The organism is Mesorhizobium sp. M7A.F.Ca.US.007.01.2.1, assembly GCF_003998165.1.
Lineage (GTDB): Bacteria > Pseudomonadota > Alphaproteobacteria > Rhizobiales > Rhizobiaceae > Mesorhizobium > Mesorhizobium ciceri.
The window spans coordinates 1-20,210 of sequence record NZ_RZQP01000028.1 but is presented as its reverse complement, the minus strand read 5'-3'; the positions used below and the strand labels follow the sequence as shown (position 1 = coordinate 20,210).

General features: G+C 61.8%; 16 protein-coding genes. 12 read left to right on the top strand and 4 right to left on the bottom strand.

Annotation, left to right across the window (positions count from 1 at the left end; translation table 11 throughout):
• Positions 1 to 176 precede the first annotated feature (176 nt).
• The 9 genes from EN949_RS07955 (at position 177) to EN949_RS07915 (ending at position 11,143) form a co-directional block, all read left to right on the top strand.
• Positions 177 to 1,664 (top strand): DegQ family serine endoprotease, encoded by a 1,488-nt coding sequence (locus EN949_RS07955; RefSeq protein WP_013531440.1) that lies wholly within the window; start codon positions 177 to 179, stop codon positions 1,662 to 1,664.
• A gap of 48 nt (positions 1,665 to 1,712) precedes the next feature.
• Positions 1,713 to 3,020 (top strand): replication-associated recombination protein A, encoded by a 1,308-nt coding sequence (locus EN949_RS07950; protein ID WP_013531441.1) that lies wholly within the window; start codon positions 1,713 to 1,715, stop codon positions 3,018 to 3,020.
• A gap of 171 nt (positions 3,021 to 3,191) precedes the next feature.
• Positions 3,192 to 4,022, top strand: coding sequence for an aspartyl/asparaginyl beta-hydroxylase domain-containing protein (locus EN949_RS07945; protein ID WP_063168068.1), 831 nt, complete (start codon positions 3,192 to 3,194; stop codon positions 4,020 to 4,022).
• 168 nt (positions 4,023 to 4,190) lie between these two features.
• On the top strand, positions 4,191 to 5,849 hold the full coding sequence (locus EN949_RS07940; protein WP_127371040.1) for a hypothetical protein: 1,659 nt from the start codon (positions 4,191 to 4,193) through the stop codon (positions 5,847 to 5,849).
• Positions 5,850 to 5,925: 76 nt separating this feature from the next.
• Positions 5,926 to 6,300: a fluoride efflux transporter CrcB gene (gene crcB / locus EN949_RS07935; protein ID WP_063168066.1), complete on the top strand. Its 375-nt coding sequence runs from the start codon at positions 5,926 to 5,928 to the stop codon at positions 6,298 to 6,300.
• Between the two features lie 62 nt (positions 6,301 to 6,362).
• Entirely contained in the window at positions 6,363 to 7,343 is a 981-nt protein-coding gene (locus EN949_RS07930) for an RluA family pseudouridine synthase (RefSeq protein ID WP_024505072.1), read from the top strand.
• A gap of 2 nt (positions 7,344 to 7,345) precedes the next feature.
• Positions 7,346 to 8,263 (top strand): DMT family transporter, encoded by a 918-nt coding sequence (locus tag EN949_RS07925; RefSeq protein ID WP_063168065.1) that lies wholly within the window; start codon positions 7,346 to 7,348, stop codon positions 8,261 to 8,263.
• An 11-nt stretch (positions 8,264 to 8,274) separates the two neighbouring features.
• Entirely contained in the window at positions 8,275 to 9,063 is a 789-nt protein-coding gene (locus EN949_RS07920; protein WP_127367224.1) for an ATP12 family chaperone protein, read from the top strand.
• 190 nt (positions 9,064 to 9,253) lie between these two features.
• Complete coding sequence (locus tag EN949_RS07915) at positions 9,254 to 11,143, top strand: MFS transporter (RefSeq protein ID WP_013531448.1); 1,890 nt, start codon at positions 9,254 to 9,256, stop codon at positions 11,141 to 11,143.
• 96 nt (positions 11,144 to 11,239) lie between these two features.
• On the opposite strand, the gene EN949_RS07910 is transcribed toward EN949_RS07915, so the two are convergent.
• Positions 11,240 to 11,437, bottom strand: a complete 198-nt coding sequence (locus EN949_RS07910) for a DUF2735 domain-containing protein (protein ID WP_063168063.1) — start codon at positions 11,435 to 11,437, stop codon at positions 11,240 to 11,242.
• A 316-nt stretch (positions 11,438 to 11,753) separates the two neighbouring features.
• Between EN949_RS07910 and EN949_RS07905 the strand changes: the two genes are divergently transcribed.
• Positions 11,754 to 12,794 carry a glutamine synthetase beta-grasp domain-containing protein gene (locus EN949_RS07905; protein ID WP_013531450.1) on the top strand — a complete coding sequence of 347 codons (1,041 nt, stop codon included), beginning with the start codon at positions 11,754 to 11,756 and terminating at the stop codon, positions 12,792 to 12,794.
• Positions 12,795 to 13,528: 734 nt separating this feature from the next.
• On the opposite strand, the gene glnA is transcribed toward EN949_RS07905, so the two are convergent.
• Positions 13,529 to 14,938, bottom strand: coding sequence for a type I glutamate--ammonia ligase (gene glnA / locus EN949_RS07895; protein WP_013531452.1), 1,410 nt, complete (start codon positions 14,936 to 14,938; stop codon positions 13,529 to 13,531).
• Positions 14,939 to 15,004: 66 nt separating this feature from the next.
• Positions 15,005 to 15,343: a P-II family nitrogen regulator gene (locus EN949_RS07890; protein ID WP_006205430.1), complete on the bottom strand. Its 339-nt coding sequence runs from the start codon at positions 15,341 to 15,343 to the stop codon at positions 15,005 to 15,007.
• Between the two features lie 358 nt (positions 15,344 to 15,701).
• On the opposite strand from EN949_RS07890, the gene EN949_RS07885 reads away from it, so the two are divergent.
• Together EN949_RS07885 and EN949_RS07880 are read left to right on the top strand one after the other, a co-directional pair.
• Positions 15,702 to 17,246, top strand: a complete 1,545-nt coding sequence (locus EN949_RS07885) for a bifunctional ADP-dependent NAD(P)H-hydrate dehydratase/NAD(P)H-hydrate epimerase (RefSeq protein WP_063168062.1) — start codon at positions 15,702 to 15,704, stop codon at positions 17,244 to 17,246.
• Positions 17,243 to 19,243, top strand: a complete 2,001-nt coding sequence (locus EN949_RS07880; protein ID WP_127371667.1) for a hypothetical protein — start codon at positions 17,243 to 17,245, stop codon at positions 19,241 to 19,243. The genes EN949_RS07885 and EN949_RS07880 overlap by 4 nt, the downstream gene beginning before the upstream one ends.
• Before the next feature lie 12 nt (positions 19,244 to 19,255).
• On the opposite strand, the gene EN949_RS07875 is transcribed toward EN949_RS07880, so the two are convergent.
• Positions 19,256 to 20,210, bottom strand: a 955-nt coding sequence (locus EN949_RS07875; RefSeq protein ID WP_281039764.1) for a carboxyl transferase domain-containing protein, incomplete at its 5' end; no start/stop codon positions are given.

The following is a 20,210-nucleotide window of genomic DNA, read 5'->3' as shown; positions in this document are numbered from 1 at the left end:
CAAAGGGGCCTGCGGGCCCCTTTTTGTTTTCTGAAAGCAGCAAACCGCGCCGGAATCCGATTTCCGGGCATGCCCCTGGGGTTTTGGCCCAAAATAGTCGGATTTCAGCGGCTTAGCCTTTCATTTTGCACAATCGTCGGGACAATGCCCCCGAACTTGCCTTGGAGGATTCGCGAATGCGCGCCAGAAGACTGCCCTTTGTTCTGCTTTTCGCCATCATGGCGTTTGCGGCCGCACCGGTGGTCAGGCAGGCATTGGCCGAGGAGACCAAGACAGATCCCGGCCTGTCAGATGTGCTGACCGACCTGCTGCATGGCGTCGAGGGCGAGAACGCGACGTCCGGTCCCGACAAGCGCGTGCCGTTCGGTCGCGAGGAGGTGCAGCTGTCGTTTGCGCCGCTGGTCAAACAGACGGCGCCGGCGGTGGTCAATGTCTATGCCTCGCAGACCGCCAAGGTGACATCGCCTTTCGACGGTGATCCGTTCTTCGAAGAATTCTTCGGCCGCTCGCAGCCCCGCGCGCAGTCTTCGCTGGGCTCCGGCGTGCTGGTCGATCCGACCGGCGTCGTGGTCACCAATTACCACGTCATCAAGGATGCCGACCGGGTCAAGGTGGCGACCGCTGATGGGCGTGAGTTCGACAGCAAGGTGCTGCTCAAGGACGAGACACTCGACCTTGCCGTGCTCAAGATCACCTCGGACAAGCCGTTTCCGGTCATTGCCATCGGCGATTCCGACGCGCTCGAGGTCGGCGACCTGCTGCTGGCCATCGGCAACCCCTTCGGCGTCGGCCAGACCACCACCAGCGGCATCGTCTCGGCACTGGCCCGCAGCCATATCGGCGTCTCCGATTCCAGCTTCTTCATCCAGACCGACGCCGCCATCAATCCCGGCAATTCCGGCGGTGCGCTGATCAACATGGGCGGCCAGCTGGTCGGCATCAACACGGCCATCTACAGCCGCAGCGGCGGTTCGATCGGCATCGGCTTCGCCATTCCCTCGAACATGGTTCGCGCCTTTGCCGACGCGGCCAAGGCCGGGCTCGACTTCTTCGAACGGCCCTATATCGGCGCCGAGTTCGAAGCGGTGACGCCGCAGATCGCAGAATCGCTCGGCATGGAGAAGCCGACCGGTGCGCTGGTTTCGTCGGTCGAGGCGACCGGACCGGCCGCCAAGGCAGGGCTCAAGCCCGGCGACGTGGTGCTGCAGCTCAACGGCAAGCCGGTCGAGAGCATCGAAGCGCTGGACTACCGGATGGCGACGCTGTCGATCGGCACCACCGCCAATTTCGCGGTTCTGACCAAGGGCCAGCAGGCGGCGATGGATATCGCGCTGGAGCGTGCTCCGGAAGGCATGAAGGCTGCCGAGGTGACGCTGCATGGCCGCAGCCCCTTTTCGGGCGCCAAGGTCGCGGAGCTTTCGCCCCGGCTCGCGCAGCGGCTTGGCCTGCGCACGGACATCAAGGGCGTCACCGTGGTCGACATCAACCGCGATTCACCGGCCGCCGATTTCGGCTTCCAGCCGGGCGACATCGTGCGCGAGGTGAACGGCACCACCATCGATACCGCAGCGACCCTGGAGCTGGCGGCCAAGACGGATACGCGCTGGTGGCGCTTTACGGTCGAGCGCGGCGGGCAGATACTGCGTCAGGTGTTGCGTTATTAGGGCTGGGTTCCGTGCATTCGGGCTCATGCTCCAACGAAAAAGAAGTGCATGGCCGATCTGTTCAGCGTCGATGAACCGGAAAAGAAGCCGCCTGGGCGGCCGCTGGCCGACAGGCTACGGCCGAGGAACCTTGGCGAGGTCGTCGGCCAGGAGCATCTGACGGGGCCTGACGGCGCGCTGACCCGGTTGATCGGTTCCGGCTCGCTCGGCTCGATGATTTTCTGGGGGCCGCCCGGCACCGGCAAGACCACCGTGGCGCGGTTGCTCGCCGGTGAAACGAGTCTCGCCTTCGAGCAGATATCGGCTGTCTTTTCCGGCGTCGCCGACCTGAAAAAGGTGTTCGAATCAGCCAAATTGCGCCGTGCCAATGGCCGCCAGACCTTGTTGTTCGTCGACGAGATCCATCGCTTCAACCGCGCGCAGCAGGACAGTTTCCTCCCGGTCATGGAGGACGGGACAGTCGTGCTGGTTGGCGCCACGACGGAAAACCCGTCCTTCGAACTGAATGCCGCTTTGTTGTCACGCGCGCGCGTTCTGGTCTTCCATTCGCTTGGCGAGGAGAGCATCTCCAAGCTGATGGCGCGGGCGGAGGAGACCGAGGGCAGGGCGCTGCCGCTCGACGACGAGGCGCGGGCCATGCTCATCCGCATGAGCGATGGCGACGGCCGCGCCTCTCTTACCCTGGCAGAGGAAGTCTGGCGAGCAGCCAAGCCCGGCGAGGTCTTCGATCCCGAGGGTCTGCAGCGCATCGTCCAGCGCCGCGCGCCGATCTACGACAAGGGCCAGGACGGCCATTACAATCTGATCTCGGCGCTGCACAAATCGGTACGCGGTTCAGATCCTGACGCGGCTCTCTACTATCTCGCACGCATGTTCGATGCCGGCGAGGATCCGCTCTATCTAGGCCGCCGGCTGGTGCGCATGGCCATGGAAGACATCGGCCTTGCCGACCCGCAGGCGCTTGTCGTCGCCAATGCCGCCAAGGATGCCTACGACTATCTCGGCTCGCCCGAGGGCGAACTCGCCTTTGCCGAGGCCACCGTCTATCTCGCCACCGCGCCCAAATCCAACGCCGTCTACAACGCTTTCAAGGCCGCCACGCGGGCCGCCAAGGAACACGGCTCGCTGCTGCCACCCAAGCACATCCTCAACGCGCCGACCAAGCTGATGAAAGAGGAGGATTACGGCGCCGGCTACCGCTACGACCATGACGAGCCGGATGCCTTTTCGGGGCAGGATTATTTTCCGGAGAAGATGGGTCGCCAGACCTTCTATGATCCGCCCGAGCGCGGCTTCGAGCGCGATATCAGGAAGCGGCTCGATTATTGGGCAAAGCTGCGCAAAGAGCGGGAATAGCCGGCTTGCGTGAGGCTATTGACCAGATCCAGCAGGCAGCCAGCCGGCCGCGGTAGCAGGGCCGTTGTGTGGTAACCCAAAAAACCTTATCAAGGCGCACGACCGGCCGGTGGCCATTGCCTTGATTTGGGCACCTCATTCGCAACAGGATCGCGCTTGGCGCGTGGAAAAATGACAAAAAATCTTCGCAAATCCCTTCGCAAATTCGCCATTGCCATCCCGCTTCTCGCCCTTGGCTTCTATTTCATCCCCATCCTGACGACGATCTTCATCGTCTGCGGCCTGATCGACGTGCTGCGCAACGACCGCAAGGATCTGTCGCTGTTCTCAGGCTATTTTCTCGGCAACGGCCTGTTCACCTGGCTGCTTTCGCCGTTCAACCTGCTGGTCGACCTCCTGTGCTACAGAAATCCTGGCGTGTGGAAGCTGGAGCAGTTTCCCGCCGACTATCAGCGCGAGGTCAACGAGGTCCTGGACATCTTCAAGGCGCGCAAGGATGAGATCATCGCCGATATCGATGCCAATTTCGGCGCCGGCCGGCGCGGCATGTATGTCTACCAGTGGTACGGCAAGCACAGGATCGACAACGTCGCCGAGTTCAACAAGGATTTCAAATACATCAAGACCATCGCCGTTTCCGTCTTCAGCAAGCGCGAATCGACGTCCTGGCATTTCGGCCCGCTGCGGCTCAGCTTGCGCATCCTCTACAATCTGATCCCGGTGAAGTCGGAGATTTTCGTCGAGTGCGGCAACGTCAAGAATTACTGGTACGACAATCCGCTGTTCATCTTCGACGACACGCTGCTGCATCGCTCGGTCAACGAGTATGACGGCCGCCGCTACTGCGTGTTCATGGACATTATCAGGCCATCCCCGGTTCCCCGCCTCATCGCGGGTATGCTGGCCATCGTCTCGGTGAGCGTCGAGCGCATCAATTCCATGTTCTACAAGAACTGGAAAATGATCGGTTCGACCAAGCCGAAGAATGCCGGGACGACCTGAGCTTTGGAAAATCGGCTGCCGGCCCTGTCGGCAGCGTTTGGGTGCTCTGCATGTGAGACTTGGCCAATCCTTGTCGGCCGCTCATGCGCCGGAACGGATCCTGGCTGCATAAACGGTAGTCCGGGCTGGCTTTGATAGTTCTGCCTCTTCTCCTTCTGGCGGCCGCAAGTGACGAAGAACAAATCTCTCGGATTTTGGGCAACGACATATGTGTGTACCGCTCTGCTGGGAGTTGCTCTTGCTCTCATCTATGTAGGGCTTGAACAGCCTGTCTATTACTGGGACTTCGCTGCCTATTTCGACACGTTTAGCCGGCAGGGCACGCTCTTGGTTCAGAGCCCTCTCGAGTGGCTCAGCCATTTGAGGACCTCGATCGCCACCGATGACTACAGTGCGGCGATCCTGGTGCCGCTGATGCCGTTTCACATCATTTTTGGCGATTCGAGGTTTTCCTACATCGCCGGAATAGTCGCTGTTTACCTGGTTCCGACCGCTCTTCTCATCGGCAGAACAAGCTATCTGGAGGCGGCGACCGGGACGCCTTCATGCCGAAGCTGGCTCACCGTATGGATTGCGGCCTTTCTCTACACGCCCTTCTGGGCGGCGACGCTTCGTGGGTTGCCGGACATTGCCGGCTGTCTCGCGCTTTGCGCGGCAACCTATTTTCTCTGGAAATCGAGGTTCCTGACCCATGAACCGGTGATCAGCGGCATGCGTGTCGGCGTATGCCTGTGGTTGGCATTCGTGCTGCGCCGCTGGTATGCTTATCCCGTCATCGGGGTCGGAACTTCCGCGGCCTTCTTCTGTTTTCTGCAGGTCGCGAAAGACCGCGACGTCCCGGCACTCCGCAATGCCGCCGTCGGGGGCCTGTGTGTGATCCTCGTGGTTGTCGGAGCCGCGCTGACCTTCCAGCAACCCCTGGTCCTCAAGATACTGGGAACCAGCTATGGCGACCTTTACAGCGGATACAAGACAAGCTTCGTTTCACAGGTTGACCAGGCAGGATCGCGGCTCAGCTATGTGAACTGGCTGTTGATCGTATTCGGCCTTTGCATCTCCATCATACGCCAAAACAGATTTTCCCTGTTCTGTGCCGTTGCTTCGGTACTTACCTTCTTCCTCTTCACCCGCATGCAGGACCCGGATCGCCACCATTCGGTGCCAATGTTTCTTTGGCTTTTTCCTGCCTACGCCCAGGCAATCGTTGCGATCGTTTCGATGCCGGCGCTGAGATCGCGATGGTCGAACGCCGCGATAGCCGTTGCCGCCGTGCTGGCGTTTTTCGGTACTTTTTTCCCAATTGGCCGCCAGGTGCTGTCACCGATCAGCTACGTCTTTGCCAGGGAAGCCACGCTCCCGCTGCAACTCGACAATCTTCCAGAATACAGGCGTCTTATCGATGACCTTCTTGGAAAGATGGGACCTGGGGACCGGTTGTCGGTATTTGCATCCAGCGGGATCATGAGCGACTCATTGCTCTATGAAATGGACAAGGACCTTTACCCTCGCATCGAGTGGGCTTGTCAGGTCGATAGTCGCGATCGATTCAGACCGGCGGCGTTGAAGTCCAAATACGTTGTCGTGACCGATCCGCCCGTTACCCATCTGCAGCCGGGTGCGCAGCTCTGTGTCTCGATACCGGACCAATACATTGTCGAGGGCAAAGGCATCGGCGCAGCATACAGGCGCATCGCGGCGTACCAGCTGTCCGGCGACGTCAAGGGCTACCTCTACGAACAGGCGCGCCCTATCGGCAAAACGGAGATCGATGACCTCTATAACGAGTTCAGGAAAAAATATCCGGGATGGGCAACGCCTGAGTGGTGACGAGCTCGGCTGGTCCGTGCGGTTGCGCCCACAACGAGGGATTGACCGGGCAGCCCTGCGGGGGCAGTAAACGGTCATGTTCAATCTGTTTCTCGTCTTCCTCGGTGGCGGCATCGGTGCCGGGATTCGTCACCTTACCAACATCGGCGCGCTGCGTTTTGTCGGCCCCAACTATCCCTGGGGCACGATGGCCATCAACGTCATCGGCTCCTTCGCCATGGGGCTGTTCATCGCCTCCATGATGCGCCGTGGCGGATCGAACGAGGTCAGGCTGTTCGTTGCCACCGGCATTCTTGGCGGCTTCACCACCTTCTCAGCCTTTTCGCTCGATTTCGCGACGCTGTGGGAGCGGGGAGCCACGCTGCCTGCGCTGGGTTATGCCCTTGCCAGCGTCATTGGCGCCATTATCGCCCTGTTTCTGGGACTTTGGCTCGCAAGAAGCCTGCCTTAGTGCTATTGCCGCGCCAAGAACAGGCCGAGCTTGGCTCGGGAAACGGATAAGCGACAAAAAACATGGCAGGCGTTGAACAGATCACGGTGGAAGCCGGCGAGGCGGGCATGCGGCTCGACCGCTGGTTCAAGACCCATTTCCCGGGCCTTGGTTTCGGCCATTTGCAGAAGCTTCTGCGCTCCGGCCAGATCCGTGTCGACGGCGGCCGGGTCAAGGCCGACACCCGTGTCGAGCCCGGCCAGATGGTTCGCGTCCCACCGCTCGAGGTTGACAAGAAGGGCGAGAGTGCGCTGACCGGCCACTCGATCCGCAACCAGGGCGATGCCGATGTCCTGTCGAAAATGCTGATCCATGAAGACCCTAAGGTTTTCGTCTTCAACAAGCCGGCGGGCCTTGCGGTGCAGGGCGGCTCGGGCGTCACCCGCAATGTCGACGACATGCTGGAGGCCTGGCGCAACCAGAAGGGCGAGAAGCCCAGACTGGTTCACAGGCTCGACCGCGACACTTCGGGCGTGCTGGTCGTCGCCCGCACCCGACTGGCCGCCATGAAGCTCTCGGAAGCGTTTCGCGCCCGCGAGACCAAGAAGACCTATTGGGCGCTGGTCAAGGGCGTGCCGCCCAAGCGCGAGGACAAGATCTCGACCTGGCTGATCAAGGAGCCGACGCCGGACGGTGACCGCGTGCGGGTCGCCGCGCATGGCGAAAAGGGCGCCGACCACGCCGTCTCTTATTACCGGATCATCGAGCAGGCGGCGCAGACGATGACCTGGCTGGAGATGGAGCCTTATACCGGCCGCACCCACCAGCTTCGCGTTCATGCCGCCTACATCGGCTGCCCGATCCTGGGCGATCCGAAATATTTCGAGGCCGACACCAACTGGGACTTTCCCGGCGGCATTCAAAACCGCCTGCATCTGCACGCCCGCCGCATCATCATTCCGCATCCCGACAAGGGCGTCATCGATGTCACGGCGCCAATGCCACCGCATATGCGCCAGAGCTGGAACCTGATCGGCTTCGACGACGCCAGCGCGGAGGACTGATCGTGAGCGGCGCCACCGACGCGCTCGACCGGCGCGACACGGTCGACCTGGCCGCCGCCGCGATCATGGTCGGGCTGACCTTTTCCTGGGGGCTGAATTACGTCGCCGCCAAGATCTCCTACGCTGGCTATGATCCGGTTTTCCTGTCGATCGCGCGCTCGATCATCGGCGGCATGTGTGTCTTTGCCTGGTGCCGGTGGCGCGGCATCGCGCTTTTCACGCGCGACGGGACCTTGCTCGCCGGCATCTTGGTTGGCGCGCTTTTCGGCATCGAGTTCCTTTGCCTCTATGTCGGCCTGGAGCATACGACCGTTGCCCGCAACACGCTGCTGGTCAACACCATGCCGTTCTGGATGCTGCTCGGCGGCCATTTCCTGCTCGGCGAGCAGATCACGTTGAGAAAATTCCTTGGCCTGCTGCTGGCCTTTGCCGGCCTTGCCGCGGTGTTTTCCGACAAGCTTGGCGGCGGCGGAGACATGCTGTTCGGCGATCTGCTGAGCCTTGGCTCCGGATTCTTCTGGGCTTTGACCAACATCCTCATCAAGCGGTCGAAGCTGGTCGAGGCGAGCGCCGAGAAGCTGCTGCTCTACCAGCTCGCCGGGGCAGCGATCGTAGGCGTATTGGTGCTGCCTCTCGCCGGCCCGCCCGTTCGCGACCCGACCGTGCTGCCGACCTTGGCGCTGCTTTTCCAGGCGGTCTACATCGTCGCCTTCACCTATGTGCTGTGGTTCTGGCTGCTGCGGCGCTATCCGGCGTCAGGCTTGTCCAGTTTCACCTTCCTGTCGCCGGTTTTCGGCGTCCTGTGCGGAGCCATGTTCTTGAATGAGCCGCTGACCATGCGCATTTTCCTGGCACTTGGCCTGATTGCCGCCGGCCTGATCATCGTCAACCGGCCGGCGCGCAAGCTGACGCCGGTGTAAGAGAGACCTTCATGCGTGACATCCTCAACGACCTCGAAGCGGGCAAGTATCTCTCCGACCCGGATCCTGTGCGCCGCGCCCAGATCCAGATGAAGACGCCTCTGCCCAAGCGCTTCTACAAGGCCGCCTCTGTGGCACCTTTCGACAATGGCTTTGCCGTGCATCTCGACGGCAAGCCGGTGCGGACGCCGGGCAAGGCGCTGCTGGTGCTGCCGACCGAGGCAGCAGCCGCGCTCGTCGCCGACGAGTTCGCCGCCCAAAGCGAGACCATCGATCCGGTGAAGATGCCGGTGATGCGCCTCGTCAACACGGCCATCGATGGCGTCGCCAGCGACCCGCAGGCGGTGCTGGAGGATATCCTGCGCTTTGCCTCATCCGATCTCACCTGCTATCGCGCCGACGCACCGCAAGGGCTGGTGGAGCGGCAGAATCAGCATTGGGATCCGGTGATCGACTGGGCGAGGACGCTCGGAGCCCGCTTCAATCTGGCCGAGGGCATCATCCATGTCGAGCAGCCGCGCGAGACCATCGCCGTGCTGGGCAGCCATCTTGCCCAGCGCGCCGAGCCGCTGCGGCTCGCCGCCATTCATGTGATGACGTCGCTGACCGGTTCGGCGCTGCTGGCGCTGGCTGTCGATTTCGGCGAGATCGACGCTGAGGCTGCCTGGGCCGCTGCTCATGTCGACGAGGACTGGCAGATCGAGCATTGGGGGCAGGATGCGGAGGCTGTTGCCCGCCGCGCGGCTCGCAAGCGCGACATGATGGCTGCCGCCGGCCTGCTGCAAGCGCTCAAGGGCTAGGGGTTTACCAACTCGCCCGGTTTCATCCCGCAGCGCACCTAATACCAAAGTCATAATCCCAAAGACGCGCTGCCTTTGGCGGGCGCTTTCTGTCATTTTTCCCGAATGGCTGTCGTTGAGTCCGTGCTCGGAGGAGAACGCGGACAGTGTCGCGCAGCATTGAGAACGGGTCTCACGGGAGGATAACGCAATGGCAATAGCATCGACCGCCGGCGGAACAAGCCGCGGCATGACGCGGGAAGAGAAGAAAGTCATCTTCGCTTCCTCGCTCGGCACCGTTTTCGAATGGTATGATTTCTATCTCTATGGCTCGCTGGCGGTGTTCATCGGTTCGACCTTTTTCAGCCCAGCCATTCCGGAAGCGACCCGCAACATTTTCGCGCTGTTGGCTTTCGCCGCAGGCTTCCTTGTGCGCCCGTTCGGCGCACTGCTGTTCGGCCGCATCGGTGACCTTGTCGGCCGTAAATATACTTTTCTTGTCACCATGACGATCATGGGCCTGTCGACCTTCCTGGTCGGCTTGCTGCCCGGCTATGCCACTTTGGGCATCGCCGCTCCCGTGATCCTGATCATCCTGCGCATGCTGCAGGGCCTGGCTCTGGGTGGCGAATATGGCGGCGCGGCCACTTACGTCGCCGAACATGCGCCGGACAACCGGCGCGGCTACTACACCTCGTGGATCCAGACCACCGCGACGCTCGGCCTGTTCCTGTCGCTGGTTGTGATCCTGATCGTACAGGCTTCATTGAGCAAGGAAAACTATGCTGCCTGGGGCTGGCGTATTCCGTTCATCGTGTCTTTCCTGCTGCTCGGCATCTCGATCTGGATCCGGCTTTCGCTTTCCGAATCCCCGACCTTCCAGCGCATGAAGGATGAGGGCAAGGGCTCCAAGGCGCCGCTGACGGAAGCCTTCGGCCAATGGAAGAACGCCAAGATTGCACTGCTGGCGCTGCTCGGCCTCACCGCCGGTCAGGCCGTGGTCTGGTACAATGGCCAGTTCTACGCGCTGTTCTTCTTGACCAACGTGCTCAAGGTCGACGCGCAGTCGGTCAACATCATGATCGCGGTCGCCCTGGCGGTCGGTTCGATCTTCTTCGTCGTCTTCGGCTGGCTCTCCGACAAGATCGGCCGCAAGCCGATCATCATGGCGGGCCTTGCGCTGGCGATTGTCTGCACCTTCCCGCTGTTCAAGGCACTGACATGGGCTGCCAATCCGGCACTCGCCACGGCGCAGCAGAACACCAGGGCGACGGTGACCGCGGCGCCGGGCGACTGCAAGTTCCAGTTCAATCCGGTTGGCACGGCGAAGTTCACGACATCCTGCGATATCGCGACTTCGTTCCTGACCAAGAACTCGGTTCCCTATGACGTGGTGTCGACGGCTGCCGCCGGCACACCCGCATCTGTCAAAATCGGCAACGAGACGGTCGAGTCCTATGACGCCATCGCCGCCGGTGATCAGGCCAAGGCCAAGGAAGCGGCCTTCATCAAGGCCGTCAATATGTCGCTGCAGGACGGCGGCTATCCGCTGAAGCGCGCGGCAGCCAAGGTTGCGGACCAGAAGCTCGATGCGTTTGTTGCCGCCAACCCGGAACTGAAGCTGGACGCCGCTGCCATCCGTGCCGGTGAAAAGGCGACGGTGCCGATCGACCAGGCGGTCAAGGACAAGCTGCTGACCACCGATGAGGCAGCGGGCGCACCCGAAGTCACCGTCTACAACATTCCAGGCGGCGGCGCGTTCGCCATGTTCGCCGATCCTGCAGCAGTGAACTGGCCAATGACGATCGGCATCCTGTTCATCCTGGTGCTGTTCGTGACCATGGTCTACGGGCCGATCGCGGCGATCCTGGTCGAGATGTTCCCGACCCGCATTCGCTACACCGGCATGTCGCTGCCCTATCACATCGGCAATGGCTGGTTCGGTGGACTGCTGCCGGCAACCGTGTTCGCGCTCAGCGCCTACAAAGGCGACATCTACTATGGCCTTTGGTACCCGGTGGTGATCGCGGCTATAACGCTGGTCATCGGCATGATCTTCGTCAAGGATACGCTCGGCACCGACCTGCACGCCAAGGAGTAGGCAGCCCCAGCGTTCAAAAGAAAGCCCGGCGCGAACGATCGCGCCGGGCTTTTTCTTTTCAGGCCAATTCGTTGGCGAGGGCTGCTGCCCTTTGTGTCAGCTCTTGCGGCCCCGGGCCTCTTCCTCGATGGCTGCCTCATGGTACCAGCCGTCGCCGAAATCCGCGCGGGCACCACGCAGCGAGGCAAGCTCTGCCGCAAACTTAGCCTTTCCGCTCAAATTTGAGGCAGAGAGGCGTGCTGCCGCCGGGAACATCAAAATTTTGGCCGACGGTCGTGTGGAAATGACTTCCATTGCCGGGTTCCTTTCTTCCGCCGAACCTTTTCGATTCAACTTGGCCCGAAGATAAGGTCTGCAATCAAGTTAGGCAATATGCCTATGAAAAGATCAGCATTTGCACACTATTTGTGCAAATAAGGACCGTGATGGATCCGGGCGCATTGCTTAGGCGGCTCACCGACTTCCGGTGGATGCCGCGTCAATTTTGTCGCACCCTCCGGACCAAGAATGGCACACGAATTGCATTTTAAGTGTGCGGCAGGCCAGCTGCTGACGGCAGACGCATGTCGACGCCGTTCAGTGTTCGGTGATCAAGCAACGAGAGGCTAGAATGACGAAATACAAGCTCGAGTATATCTGGCTCGATGGATATACCCCGGTCCCCAACCTTCGCGGCAAGACGCAGATCAAGGAATTCGCCGAATTCCCTGAACTCGAGCAGCTGCCGCTGTGGGGCTTCGATGGTTCCTCGACCCAGCAGGCGGAAGGGCACAGCTCCGATTGCGTGCTGAAGCCGGTTGCGGTCTATCCGGATCCCGCCCGCACCAACGGCGTGCTGGTCATGTGCGAAGTCATGATGCCCGATGGTGTCACGCCGCATGCCTCAAACAAGCGCGCCACCATCCTCGATGACGAGGGCGCCTGGTTCGGCTTCGAGCAGGAATATTTCTTCTACAAGGACGGTCGCCCGCTCGGCTTCCCCGAGAGCGGCTATCCCGCACCCCAGGGCCCGTACTACACCGGCGTCGGCTATTCCAATGTCGGCTCCGTCGCGCGTCAGATCGTCGAGGAGCATCTCGACCTCTGCCTCGCCGCCGGCATCAACCACGAAGGCATCAACGCCGAAGTGGCCAAAGGCCAATGGGAATTCCAGATTTTCGGCAAGGGCTCCAAGAAGGCCGCCGACCAGATGTGGATGGCCCGCTACCTCCTGCAGCGCCTGACCGAGAAATACGGCATCGACATCGAATACCACTGCAAGCCGCTCGGAGACACCGACTGGAACGGCTCTGGCATGCACGCCAACTTCTCGACCGCCTATATGCGCGAAGTCGGCGGCAAAGCCTATTTCGAAGCGCTGATGGCGGCCTTCGACAAGAACCTGATGGATCACATCGCCGTCTACGGCCCGGACAACGACAAGCGTTTGACCGGCAAGCACGAGACCGCGCCGTGGAACCGGTTCAGCTATGGCATTGCCGACCGTGGCGCCTCGATCCGCGTGCCGCATTCCTTCATCAAGAGCGACTATAAGGGTTATCTCGAAGACCGCCGTCCGAACTCGCAGGGCGACCCCTACCAGATCGCCTCGCAAATCCTGAAGACGATCGCCTCGGTTCCGGCAAGCGCCCAGGTTTCAGCCGCCGCTTAAGTGTTTCGGACTGTATGACAAGAGGACCCCGGCGTTTCGCGCCGGGGTTCTTTTTTGGCCGTTACCCGGCTGACTGCATTCCCGGTAAAACATACCCAGAAAAAGTCAGGCAGTTCCGGCGGTCGCTAATCGCCCGTGAGTTCCGGCCGCAGCCGTGCGGGTCTGCGGCGATCACTCGCCAGAAAGCCCGGAAAACCGCCTTTCCAGCCCTTGTCCGGGGCGATGGATCTTCCATAAGCATCTGTTCATACAACGGAATCGGTCATTCGCCACCCGGCTGGCGGCGTTGACAGATCACGCTACGGCATGCGTATTCGCGGGTCTTGGGGTTACGTCACGCAATGCTGTTCGGACGGGCGGGGTTTTCTTGAACGGCGGCATTGGCGTGGGCGCCGGACGAGCGGTCACTGTAGCCTGAGACAGTGCTCCGCTCGCTCCTGGCTCCGACGTTGGCGGCCGAACCGCCTCCCTTGATCATTTACTGAACACCGCCGAGTTGTGATTGAAGCGACGCGCTCAAGCCGGCCGCTCCGATGGACCGTAGGTCCAAGAATCCGGGCATCCTATGATCGTCGAAGACGAAAGGCGGATACGGCTGTCCATGCGCGGCTGCCGTGCAGGCGAGGCATGCCGGTCGGCTGGCAATTCCTATGGAGCGCAGCAAAAAGCCCTTGAAAGAGGGACGTCTTTCAAGGGCTTGAGCATTATAGCTAATCTTGGACCGAGATTGAATCTCAGACGGAGTAGTACATGTCGTACTCGACCGGATGCGGGGTCATTTCGAAGCGCATCACTTCGGCCATCTTCAGCTCGATGTAGCTGTCGATCTGGTCGTCGTCGAAGACGCCGCCGGCTTTCAGGAAGCCGCGGTCCTTGTCGAGGCTCTGCAGGGCTTCACGCAGCGAGCCGCAGACGGTCGGGATCTTCTTCAGCTCCTTCGGCGGCAGGTCGTAGAGATCCTTGTCCATCGGCTGGCCGGGATGGATCTTGTTCTTGATGCCGTCGAGGCCGGCCATCAGCAGCGCTGAGAAGGCGAGGTAGGGGTTCGCGCCCGGATCTGGGAAGCGGACCTCGACGCGCTTGGCCTTCGGCGACGAGCCGAACGGGATACGGCAGGAAGCCGAGCGGTTGCGCGCCGAATAGGCGAGCAGAACCGGCGCTTCGTAACCCGGCACCAGGCGCTTGTAGGAATTGGTCAGCGGGTTGGTGAAGGCGTTGATCGCCTTGGCATGCTTGATGACGCCGCCGATGAAGAACAGGCAGCTTTCCGACAGACCGGCGTATTCATTGCCGGCGAAGGTCGGCTTGCCGTTCTTCCAGATCGACATGTGGACGTGCATGCCCGAGCCGTTGTCGCCGAAGATCGGCTTCGGCATGAAGGTTGCCGTCTTGCCGTAGGCGTTGGCGACCTGGTGGACGACATACTTGTAGATCAGCATCTTGTCGGCGTTGCGCACCAGCGCGTCGAACTTGATGCCGAGTTCGTGCTGAGCCGCCGCCACCTCATGGTGATGCTTTTCGACGCGCACGCCCATCTCGGCGAGCACGGTCAGCATTTCCGAGCGCATGTCCTGCGCGCTGTCGATCGGCGGCACCGGGAAGTAGCCGCCCTTGATGCGCGGACGGTGGCCGAGATTGCCGGTCTCATAATCGGTGTCGTCGTTCGACGGCAGTTCCGTGGAGTCGAGCTTGAATCCGGTGTTGTAGGGATCCGCCTTGTACTTCACATCGTCGAACACGAAGAACTCGGCTTCCGGGCCGACAAAGATGGTGTCGCCGATGCCTTCGGCCTTCATGTAGGCCTCGGCCTTCTTGGCCGTACCGCGCGGATCGCGGTTGTAGGATTCACCCGAAACCGGATCGAGGATGTCGCACAGGATGACCATGGTCGACTGCGCGAAAAACGGGTCCATGTGGACCGTTTCCGGATCGGGCATCAGCACCATGTCGGACTCGTTGATGGCCTTCCAGCCGGCAATCGACGAGCCGTCGAACATCACGCCATCGGCGAACATGTCTTCCTCGACCTCGATGACATCCATCGTCACGTGCTGCAGCTTGCCCTTCGGGTCCGTGAAGCGCAGGTCGACGAATTTCACGTCGTTGTCCTTGATCTGCTTCATGATGTCTTTGGCTGTCGTCATGTCATGTATCCCTGTGTGATGACTTTTTTTGATGATGACGTTTTTTCGGGAGGATGGCGCGGTCGGTCAGACCGCGTCCATGCCCGTTTCGCCGGTGCGTATACGCACGACTTCCTCGATATTGGAAACGAAGATCTTGCCGTCGCCGATACGACCGGTCTGGGCCGCCTTGCGGATGGCCTCGATCGCACCTTCGACCGCGTCGTCGCCAAGCACGACCTCGATCTTCACCTTGGGCAGGAAGTCGACGACATATTCGGCGCCGCGGTAGAGTTCGGTGTGGCCCTTCTGACGACCGAAGCCTTTTGCTTCGGTTACGGTGATGCCTTGCAGTCCGGCCTCCTGAAGCGCTTCCTTCACTTCGTCGAGCTTGAATGGCTTGATGATCGCTTCGATCTTTTTCATGTAAAAAGTGGCCTCCACTGCCAAAAAAACGGGTTGTGACCCCCCGCTTGCGCCTCCATCAAGCACGAACTGTGCCAATTCAGCGGATTCTAAGCGGTCTCATAAGATTTCAAAGCCGCGCCGCACCGGGATGCAAATTCGCGTCATTCGCTGCACCGGAAGCGGCATGGACTGCCAGAGCCTACACAGCGCCAGCACCCACGTCCGCACAAAAATCGGGCATATTGCCTATCCCCCAGGCAATTTTCTGCCCGCGATGCTTTCGTGCCAACGTTATGGCTGCAGATCTCGGCAACTCCCCCTTGTTTGCTTAGGATCGAAATCGGACAATGCTTGATCGCATGCGGATCGGCAATCCATGAGCAACGAACTTCTTTCCCCGGCCGAAATGAGCGAGGCCGATCGGCTGACGATTGCCGCCGGCCCAGCCGACGGCATCGGCCTGATGCGGCGCGCTGGTGGAGCGGTCGCGGCCGAGGTTCTCAAGCGCTACCCCTCGGCAAAGCACATCCATGTGCTGTGCGGGCCCGGCAACAATGGCGGCGATGGCTATGTCGTTGCCCGCATCCTGGCCGGCAGCGGCGTCGGCACATCGGTCTGGGCATCCGGCGCGCCGAGGCCGAAAAGCGATGCGGCGCTCGCCGCCGCGGAATGCCCGATCAAGCCCCGGCCGCTGTCTGACTTTGACGCCAAGCCTGGCTCGATCGTGATCGACGCGCTCTATGGGGCGGGGCTGTCGAAGCCGCTGTCCGGCGACGCCGCGAAAGCCATCGATACAGTGACAGCCCTGAGCCTGCCCGTGGTCGCGGTCGACCTGCCGTCCGGCGTCTCTGGAAGGAGCGGTGACATATTGGGCAGGGCGTTTCGTGCCGAGGTCACCATCACCTTCGCGCGGAAAAAGCCTGGCCACCTGCTGCTGCCGGGGCGCGGGCAATGCGGTGAGATCGTGCTCGCCGATATCGGCATCGGCGACGGCATTATCGCCCAGCTCGCCGTCTCGACCTTCGAGAATGTGCCGGACCTGTGGTTGCAGGAATTTCCGGTGCCGACGGTGGATGCGCACAAATACAAGCGCGGCCATGTCGGCGTCTTTTCCGGCGGTCCCAGTGCTACGGGCGCGGCGCGGCTGTCGGCGCTGGCCGCCGCCAGAAGCGGGGCAGGGGCGGTCACCGTGCTGTCGCCTGGCAACGCCATGCAGGTGAACGCGATTCACCTGACCTCGATCATGCTGCGCGAGGCGGGCTCGCTCGAGGAGGTGCAGGAATTTCTAACGGTGCGCCATCCCGGGGCGCTGGTGTTCGGACCGGGGCTTGGGCCAAAGCCCAAGGTCGGCGATTTCGCCCTGCAGCTGATCAAGGCTTTGGAGGAGGAAGCACGCGACGAGGCGACCGCGAACCACGCCAGTGCGATGGTTCTTGATGCCGACGCCATCACGTCGCTGGCCCATCAGCCTCAGGCGCTGTTCGAAGCTGCCCGTCAGCCGAATGCGCCTGCCTTGATAGTTACGCCGCATGAGGGCGAATTCGGCCGCCTGTTCCCTGATATCGCCGGGGACAAAACCATGTCGAAATTGGACAAGGCGCGAACGGCCGCCACGCGGGCCAACGCCGTCATCGTCTACAAGGGCGCCGACACGGTCATAGCAGCACCCGATGGCAAAGCGGCGATCAACTCCAGCGGTGCACCGTGGCTGGCCACAGCCGGGTCAGGCGACGTGCTGTCGGGCATCATTGCCGGTTTGCTGGCGCAAGGCATGCGGCCCTTCGAGGGCACCTGCGCGGCGGTGTGGTTGCATGCTGAGGCCGGCAGCCGGTTCGGACCCGGTCTGATCGCCGAGGACCTGCCGTTGGCACTGGTGCCGGTGTTGCGCGAACTCTTCGACGCGCGCACGGCTGCCCAATGAGCCGCGCGCTCGTTCTGTTGCTTGCCACCCTCATCGCTGTCTTCATGGCGCCGACGGCGCGCGCCGAAGGTCCTGTGACGATCGTCGACGATCCGGCGGTGCTCGCCGCACTCGATGCCAGGGGTTTCGGTTTCGCCGATGTTTTGGGGGTCGACGGCGAGGACGGTCTGAAGACGCTTTACGACGAGGCGCCGGCCTATCATGCCATCGTCGAAACGGTTGCCTCAGATGTTGCGGCACTGCGTGCCGATATGAAAGCCGGCGGCCGGACGCTCTACGAAGTCACCGACGGCAATGTCGGCCGCATCATGGACATGCGCTGGCTGAAGACCGACGCCGCGCGCTTCCGGCTGGTCGGCGTCGTCAACCGGCTCGATCGTCGCGACTTCGCGGTGCTGCAAGGCGACAGGAGCTGCGGCGAGGTGCGCTTCATCTACCGCCTGGCCTACAGCTTTCGCAAAAACGGCAAGCTGCTGGCGTCGCGCCTGCCATTCAATTTCAATGCGGTCTACAGCGCCACCCCCGACGCCGATGGCGGCTGCGTCGGTGTTGCCGGACGCTGGACACCCCAGCTTGACGAGAGCGTCGATGCCGGCTGGCTGACCGGCGGGCCGCTGGAGAGAGCTGGGCTCACCTTCAAGCAGCTGGAGCTCAACGTACAGGTGGTGCGCTTCCCCTCCGGCCAGGAAACCGAGTTCGGTGGCCAGGCCGCCTATCTCATGCGGATATTCGGCATCGATGGCGCCGATATCAGCGAAAAACCGCTGGAGAACACGCCCGACACCGCACGGCTTTCGCAGGATGCGGCGCTGAAGGCACGGCTCGCCGTCTATGTCGGCGCCAATTTGCCGGCGGTTGACGAAGGCGTCTATGAGATTCCCGACGAGTTCCTGGCCAGAAAGATCATCTCATGGTCGACCTTCGGCAGCGCGCGGCAGGCCAATCATCCGTTTACGCAATTGTTCCAGCCCAAGGAATTCGCATCGCTCGATTATTCCACGCTAAAACTGGTGCGCACGCCGGAAGCGCTGGTCGAGCGGCTGGACAATGGCGCCTGCCAAGGTTGCCATCAGGCCGGTTCCACTGCCGGCTTCCATTTCATCGGCCTTGACGACAAGACGACATCGCCGCTCAACCGCATCGAGGTCGACATCTCGCCGCATCTTCATGCCGAGATCCCGCGCCGCCAGGCCTGGCTGCGCGCTACAGCTGAGGGCAGGGAGCCAAACCGCTTCCGTCCGCTCTCCTTTGCGCCGCCGGCAGCCTGGACGGACGCCGCGGTCGACTACGCGCCGGCCGAGATGGCCATGCCGTGCCTGATGCCGGAAGATGCGGACCGCTTCGGTGCGACCTGGAAATGCGGCGGCGGCACCGTCTGCACGCCGCTGGCCACCGCTTCGGGCGTGCACACGAAACTGGCGCAATGCCTGCTGCCCAAGGACAGCGAAAAACTGTTTTCCGGCCATCCCTGCCTGACCGGCTCGATCGCCAGCAATGCGGCGCAGCCTTTCAACGACCGCTACAGCAAATCGGGCCAGTTCGCGGCCTTCGCGCCTGCCGCGTCGCGCACCGCCTACACCTGCCGTCCGCCGAAGATCGGCGTGCCGGGCGGCATCGCCTATCGCGGCTGCGACGACAAGGACCGTGCCTTCGCGGCCTTCAAAGCTGGCAAGCCGATGCCGAACGAGATTTGCGGGCTGGTCGGCGGCAAGAAATTCGACATCTGCGTGGCCACCAACAATTTCGACCAATGCCTTGGCGGCGCCGTCAATCGCGGCAACCGGCCGGCCTGTTCGGCCGATCATTTCTGCCGCGAGGACTATATGTGCCAATCGCTGCCGCCGGACACGCCGGGCATCGGCAAGGTCAGAGGCATCGGCTTCTGCTCGCCGACCTATTTCATCTTCCAGATGCGCATCGACAATCACGCGACACCGTGGGGCAGCCCTGTCCGCGCCACCATGGGAGCGGGGTTCGGGGCGGCGGAAGAGGAGTGAGTTGCCGGCGTCTCACAGCGGGATGTTGTCGTGCTTCTTCCAGGGGTTCTGCATGTCCTTGTTGCGCAGCATGCGGAGCGCCCGCGCAATACGGCGGCGGGTCGAGTGCGGCATGATCACCTCGTCGACATAACCGCGTTCGGCGGCGACGAAGGGCGACAGGAAGCGATCCTCGTATGCCTTTGTATGGGCTGCGATCTTTTCGGCATCACCGATGTCCTTGCGGTAGATGATCTCGACCGCGCCCCTCGCACCCATCACCGCGATCTGTGCCGTTGGCCAGGCATAGTTCATGTCGCCGCGCAGGTGTTTTGAGGCCATCACGTCATAGGCGCCGCCATAGGCTTTTCTGGTGATGACTGTGATCTTCGGCACGGTGGCCTCGGCATAGGCGAACAGCAGTTTCGCGCCATGCTTGATCAGCCCGCCATATTCCTGCGCTGTACCGGGCAGGAAGCCGGGGACATCGACGAAGGTGACGATCGGAATCGAAAAACAGTCGCAGAAGCGCACGAAGCGCGCCGCCTTGCGGCTGGCGTCCGAATCGAGCACGCCGGCCAGCACCATTGGCTGGTTGGCGACGAAGCCGACCGTGCGGCCCTCGACGCGCCCGAAGCCGGTGACGATGTTCTTGGCGAAATTCTGCTGGATCTCGAAGAAGTCGCCTTCGTCGGCGACCTTCAGGATCAGCTCCTTGATGTCGTAGGGCTTGTTGGCGTTGTCGGGAATCAGCCGGTCGAGCGACAAATCATGGTCGGTGACCGACTGGTAGCATTCGATCTCGGGAAGCTCCGATGTGTTGGAAGCCGGCAGCAGGTCGACCAGCCGGCGCATCTGCAGCAGCGCCTCGACGTCATTGTCATAGGCGCCGTCGGCGATCGAGGATTTCGTCGTGTGGACGGAGGCGCCGCCGAGACTCTCGGCGGTCACCGTTTCGTTGGTCACGGTCTTCACCACATCCGGTCCG

Bases quoted from the DNA above. Each gene is read 5' to 3' on its own strand.
- EN949_RS07955 (WP_013531440.1), top strand. From the start codon at position 177: ATGCGCGCCAGAAGACTGCCCTTTGTTCTGCTTTTCGCCATCATGGCG.
- EN949_RS07950 (WP_013531441.1), top strand. From the start codon at position 1,713: ATGGCCGATCTGTTCAGCGTCGATGAACCGGAAAAGAAGCCGCCTGGG.
- EN949_RS07945 (WP_063168068.1), top strand. From the start codon at position 3,192: ATGACAAAAAATCTTCGCAAATCCCTTCGCAAATTCGCCATTGCCATC.
- crcB (WP_063168066.1), top strand. From the start codon at position 5,926: ATGTTCAATCTGTTTCTCGTCTTCCTCGGTGGCGGCATCGGTGCCGGG.
- EN949_RS07930 (WP_024505072.1), top strand. From the start codon at position 6,363: ATGGCAGGCGTTGAACAGATCACGGTGGAAGCCGGCGAGGCGGGCATG.
- EN949_RS07920 (WP_127367224.1), top strand. From the start codon at position 8,275: ATGCGTGACATCCTCAACGACCTCGAAGCGGGCAAGTATCTCTCCGAC.
- EN949_RS07915 (WP_013531448.1), top strand. From the start codon at position 9,254: ATGGCAATAGCATCGACCGCCGGCGGAACAAGCCGCGGCATGACGCGG.
- EN949_RS07910 (WP_063168063.1), bottom strand. From the start codon at position 11,437: ATGGAAGTCATTTCCACACGACCGTCGGCCAAAATTTTGATGTTCCCG.
- EN949_RS07905 (WP_013531450.1), top strand. From the start codon at position 11,754: ATGACGAAATACAAGCTCGAGTATATCTGGCTCGATGGATATACCCCG.
- glnA (WP_013531452.1), bottom strand. From the start codon at position 14,938: ATGACGACAGCCAAAGACATCATGAAGCAGATCAAGGACAACGACGTG.
- EN949_RS07890 (WP_006205430.1), bottom strand. From the start codon at position 15,343: ATGAAAAAGATCGAAGCGATCATCAAGCCATTCAAGCTCGACGAAGTG.
- EN949_RS07885 (WP_063168062.1), top strand. From the start codon at position 15,702: ATGAGCAACGAACTTCTTTCCCCGGCCGAAATGAGCGAGGCCGATCGG.
- EN949_RS07880 (WP_127371667.1), top strand. From the start codon at position 17,243: ATGAGCCGCGCGCTCGTTCTGTTGCTTGCCACCCTCATCGCTGTCTTC.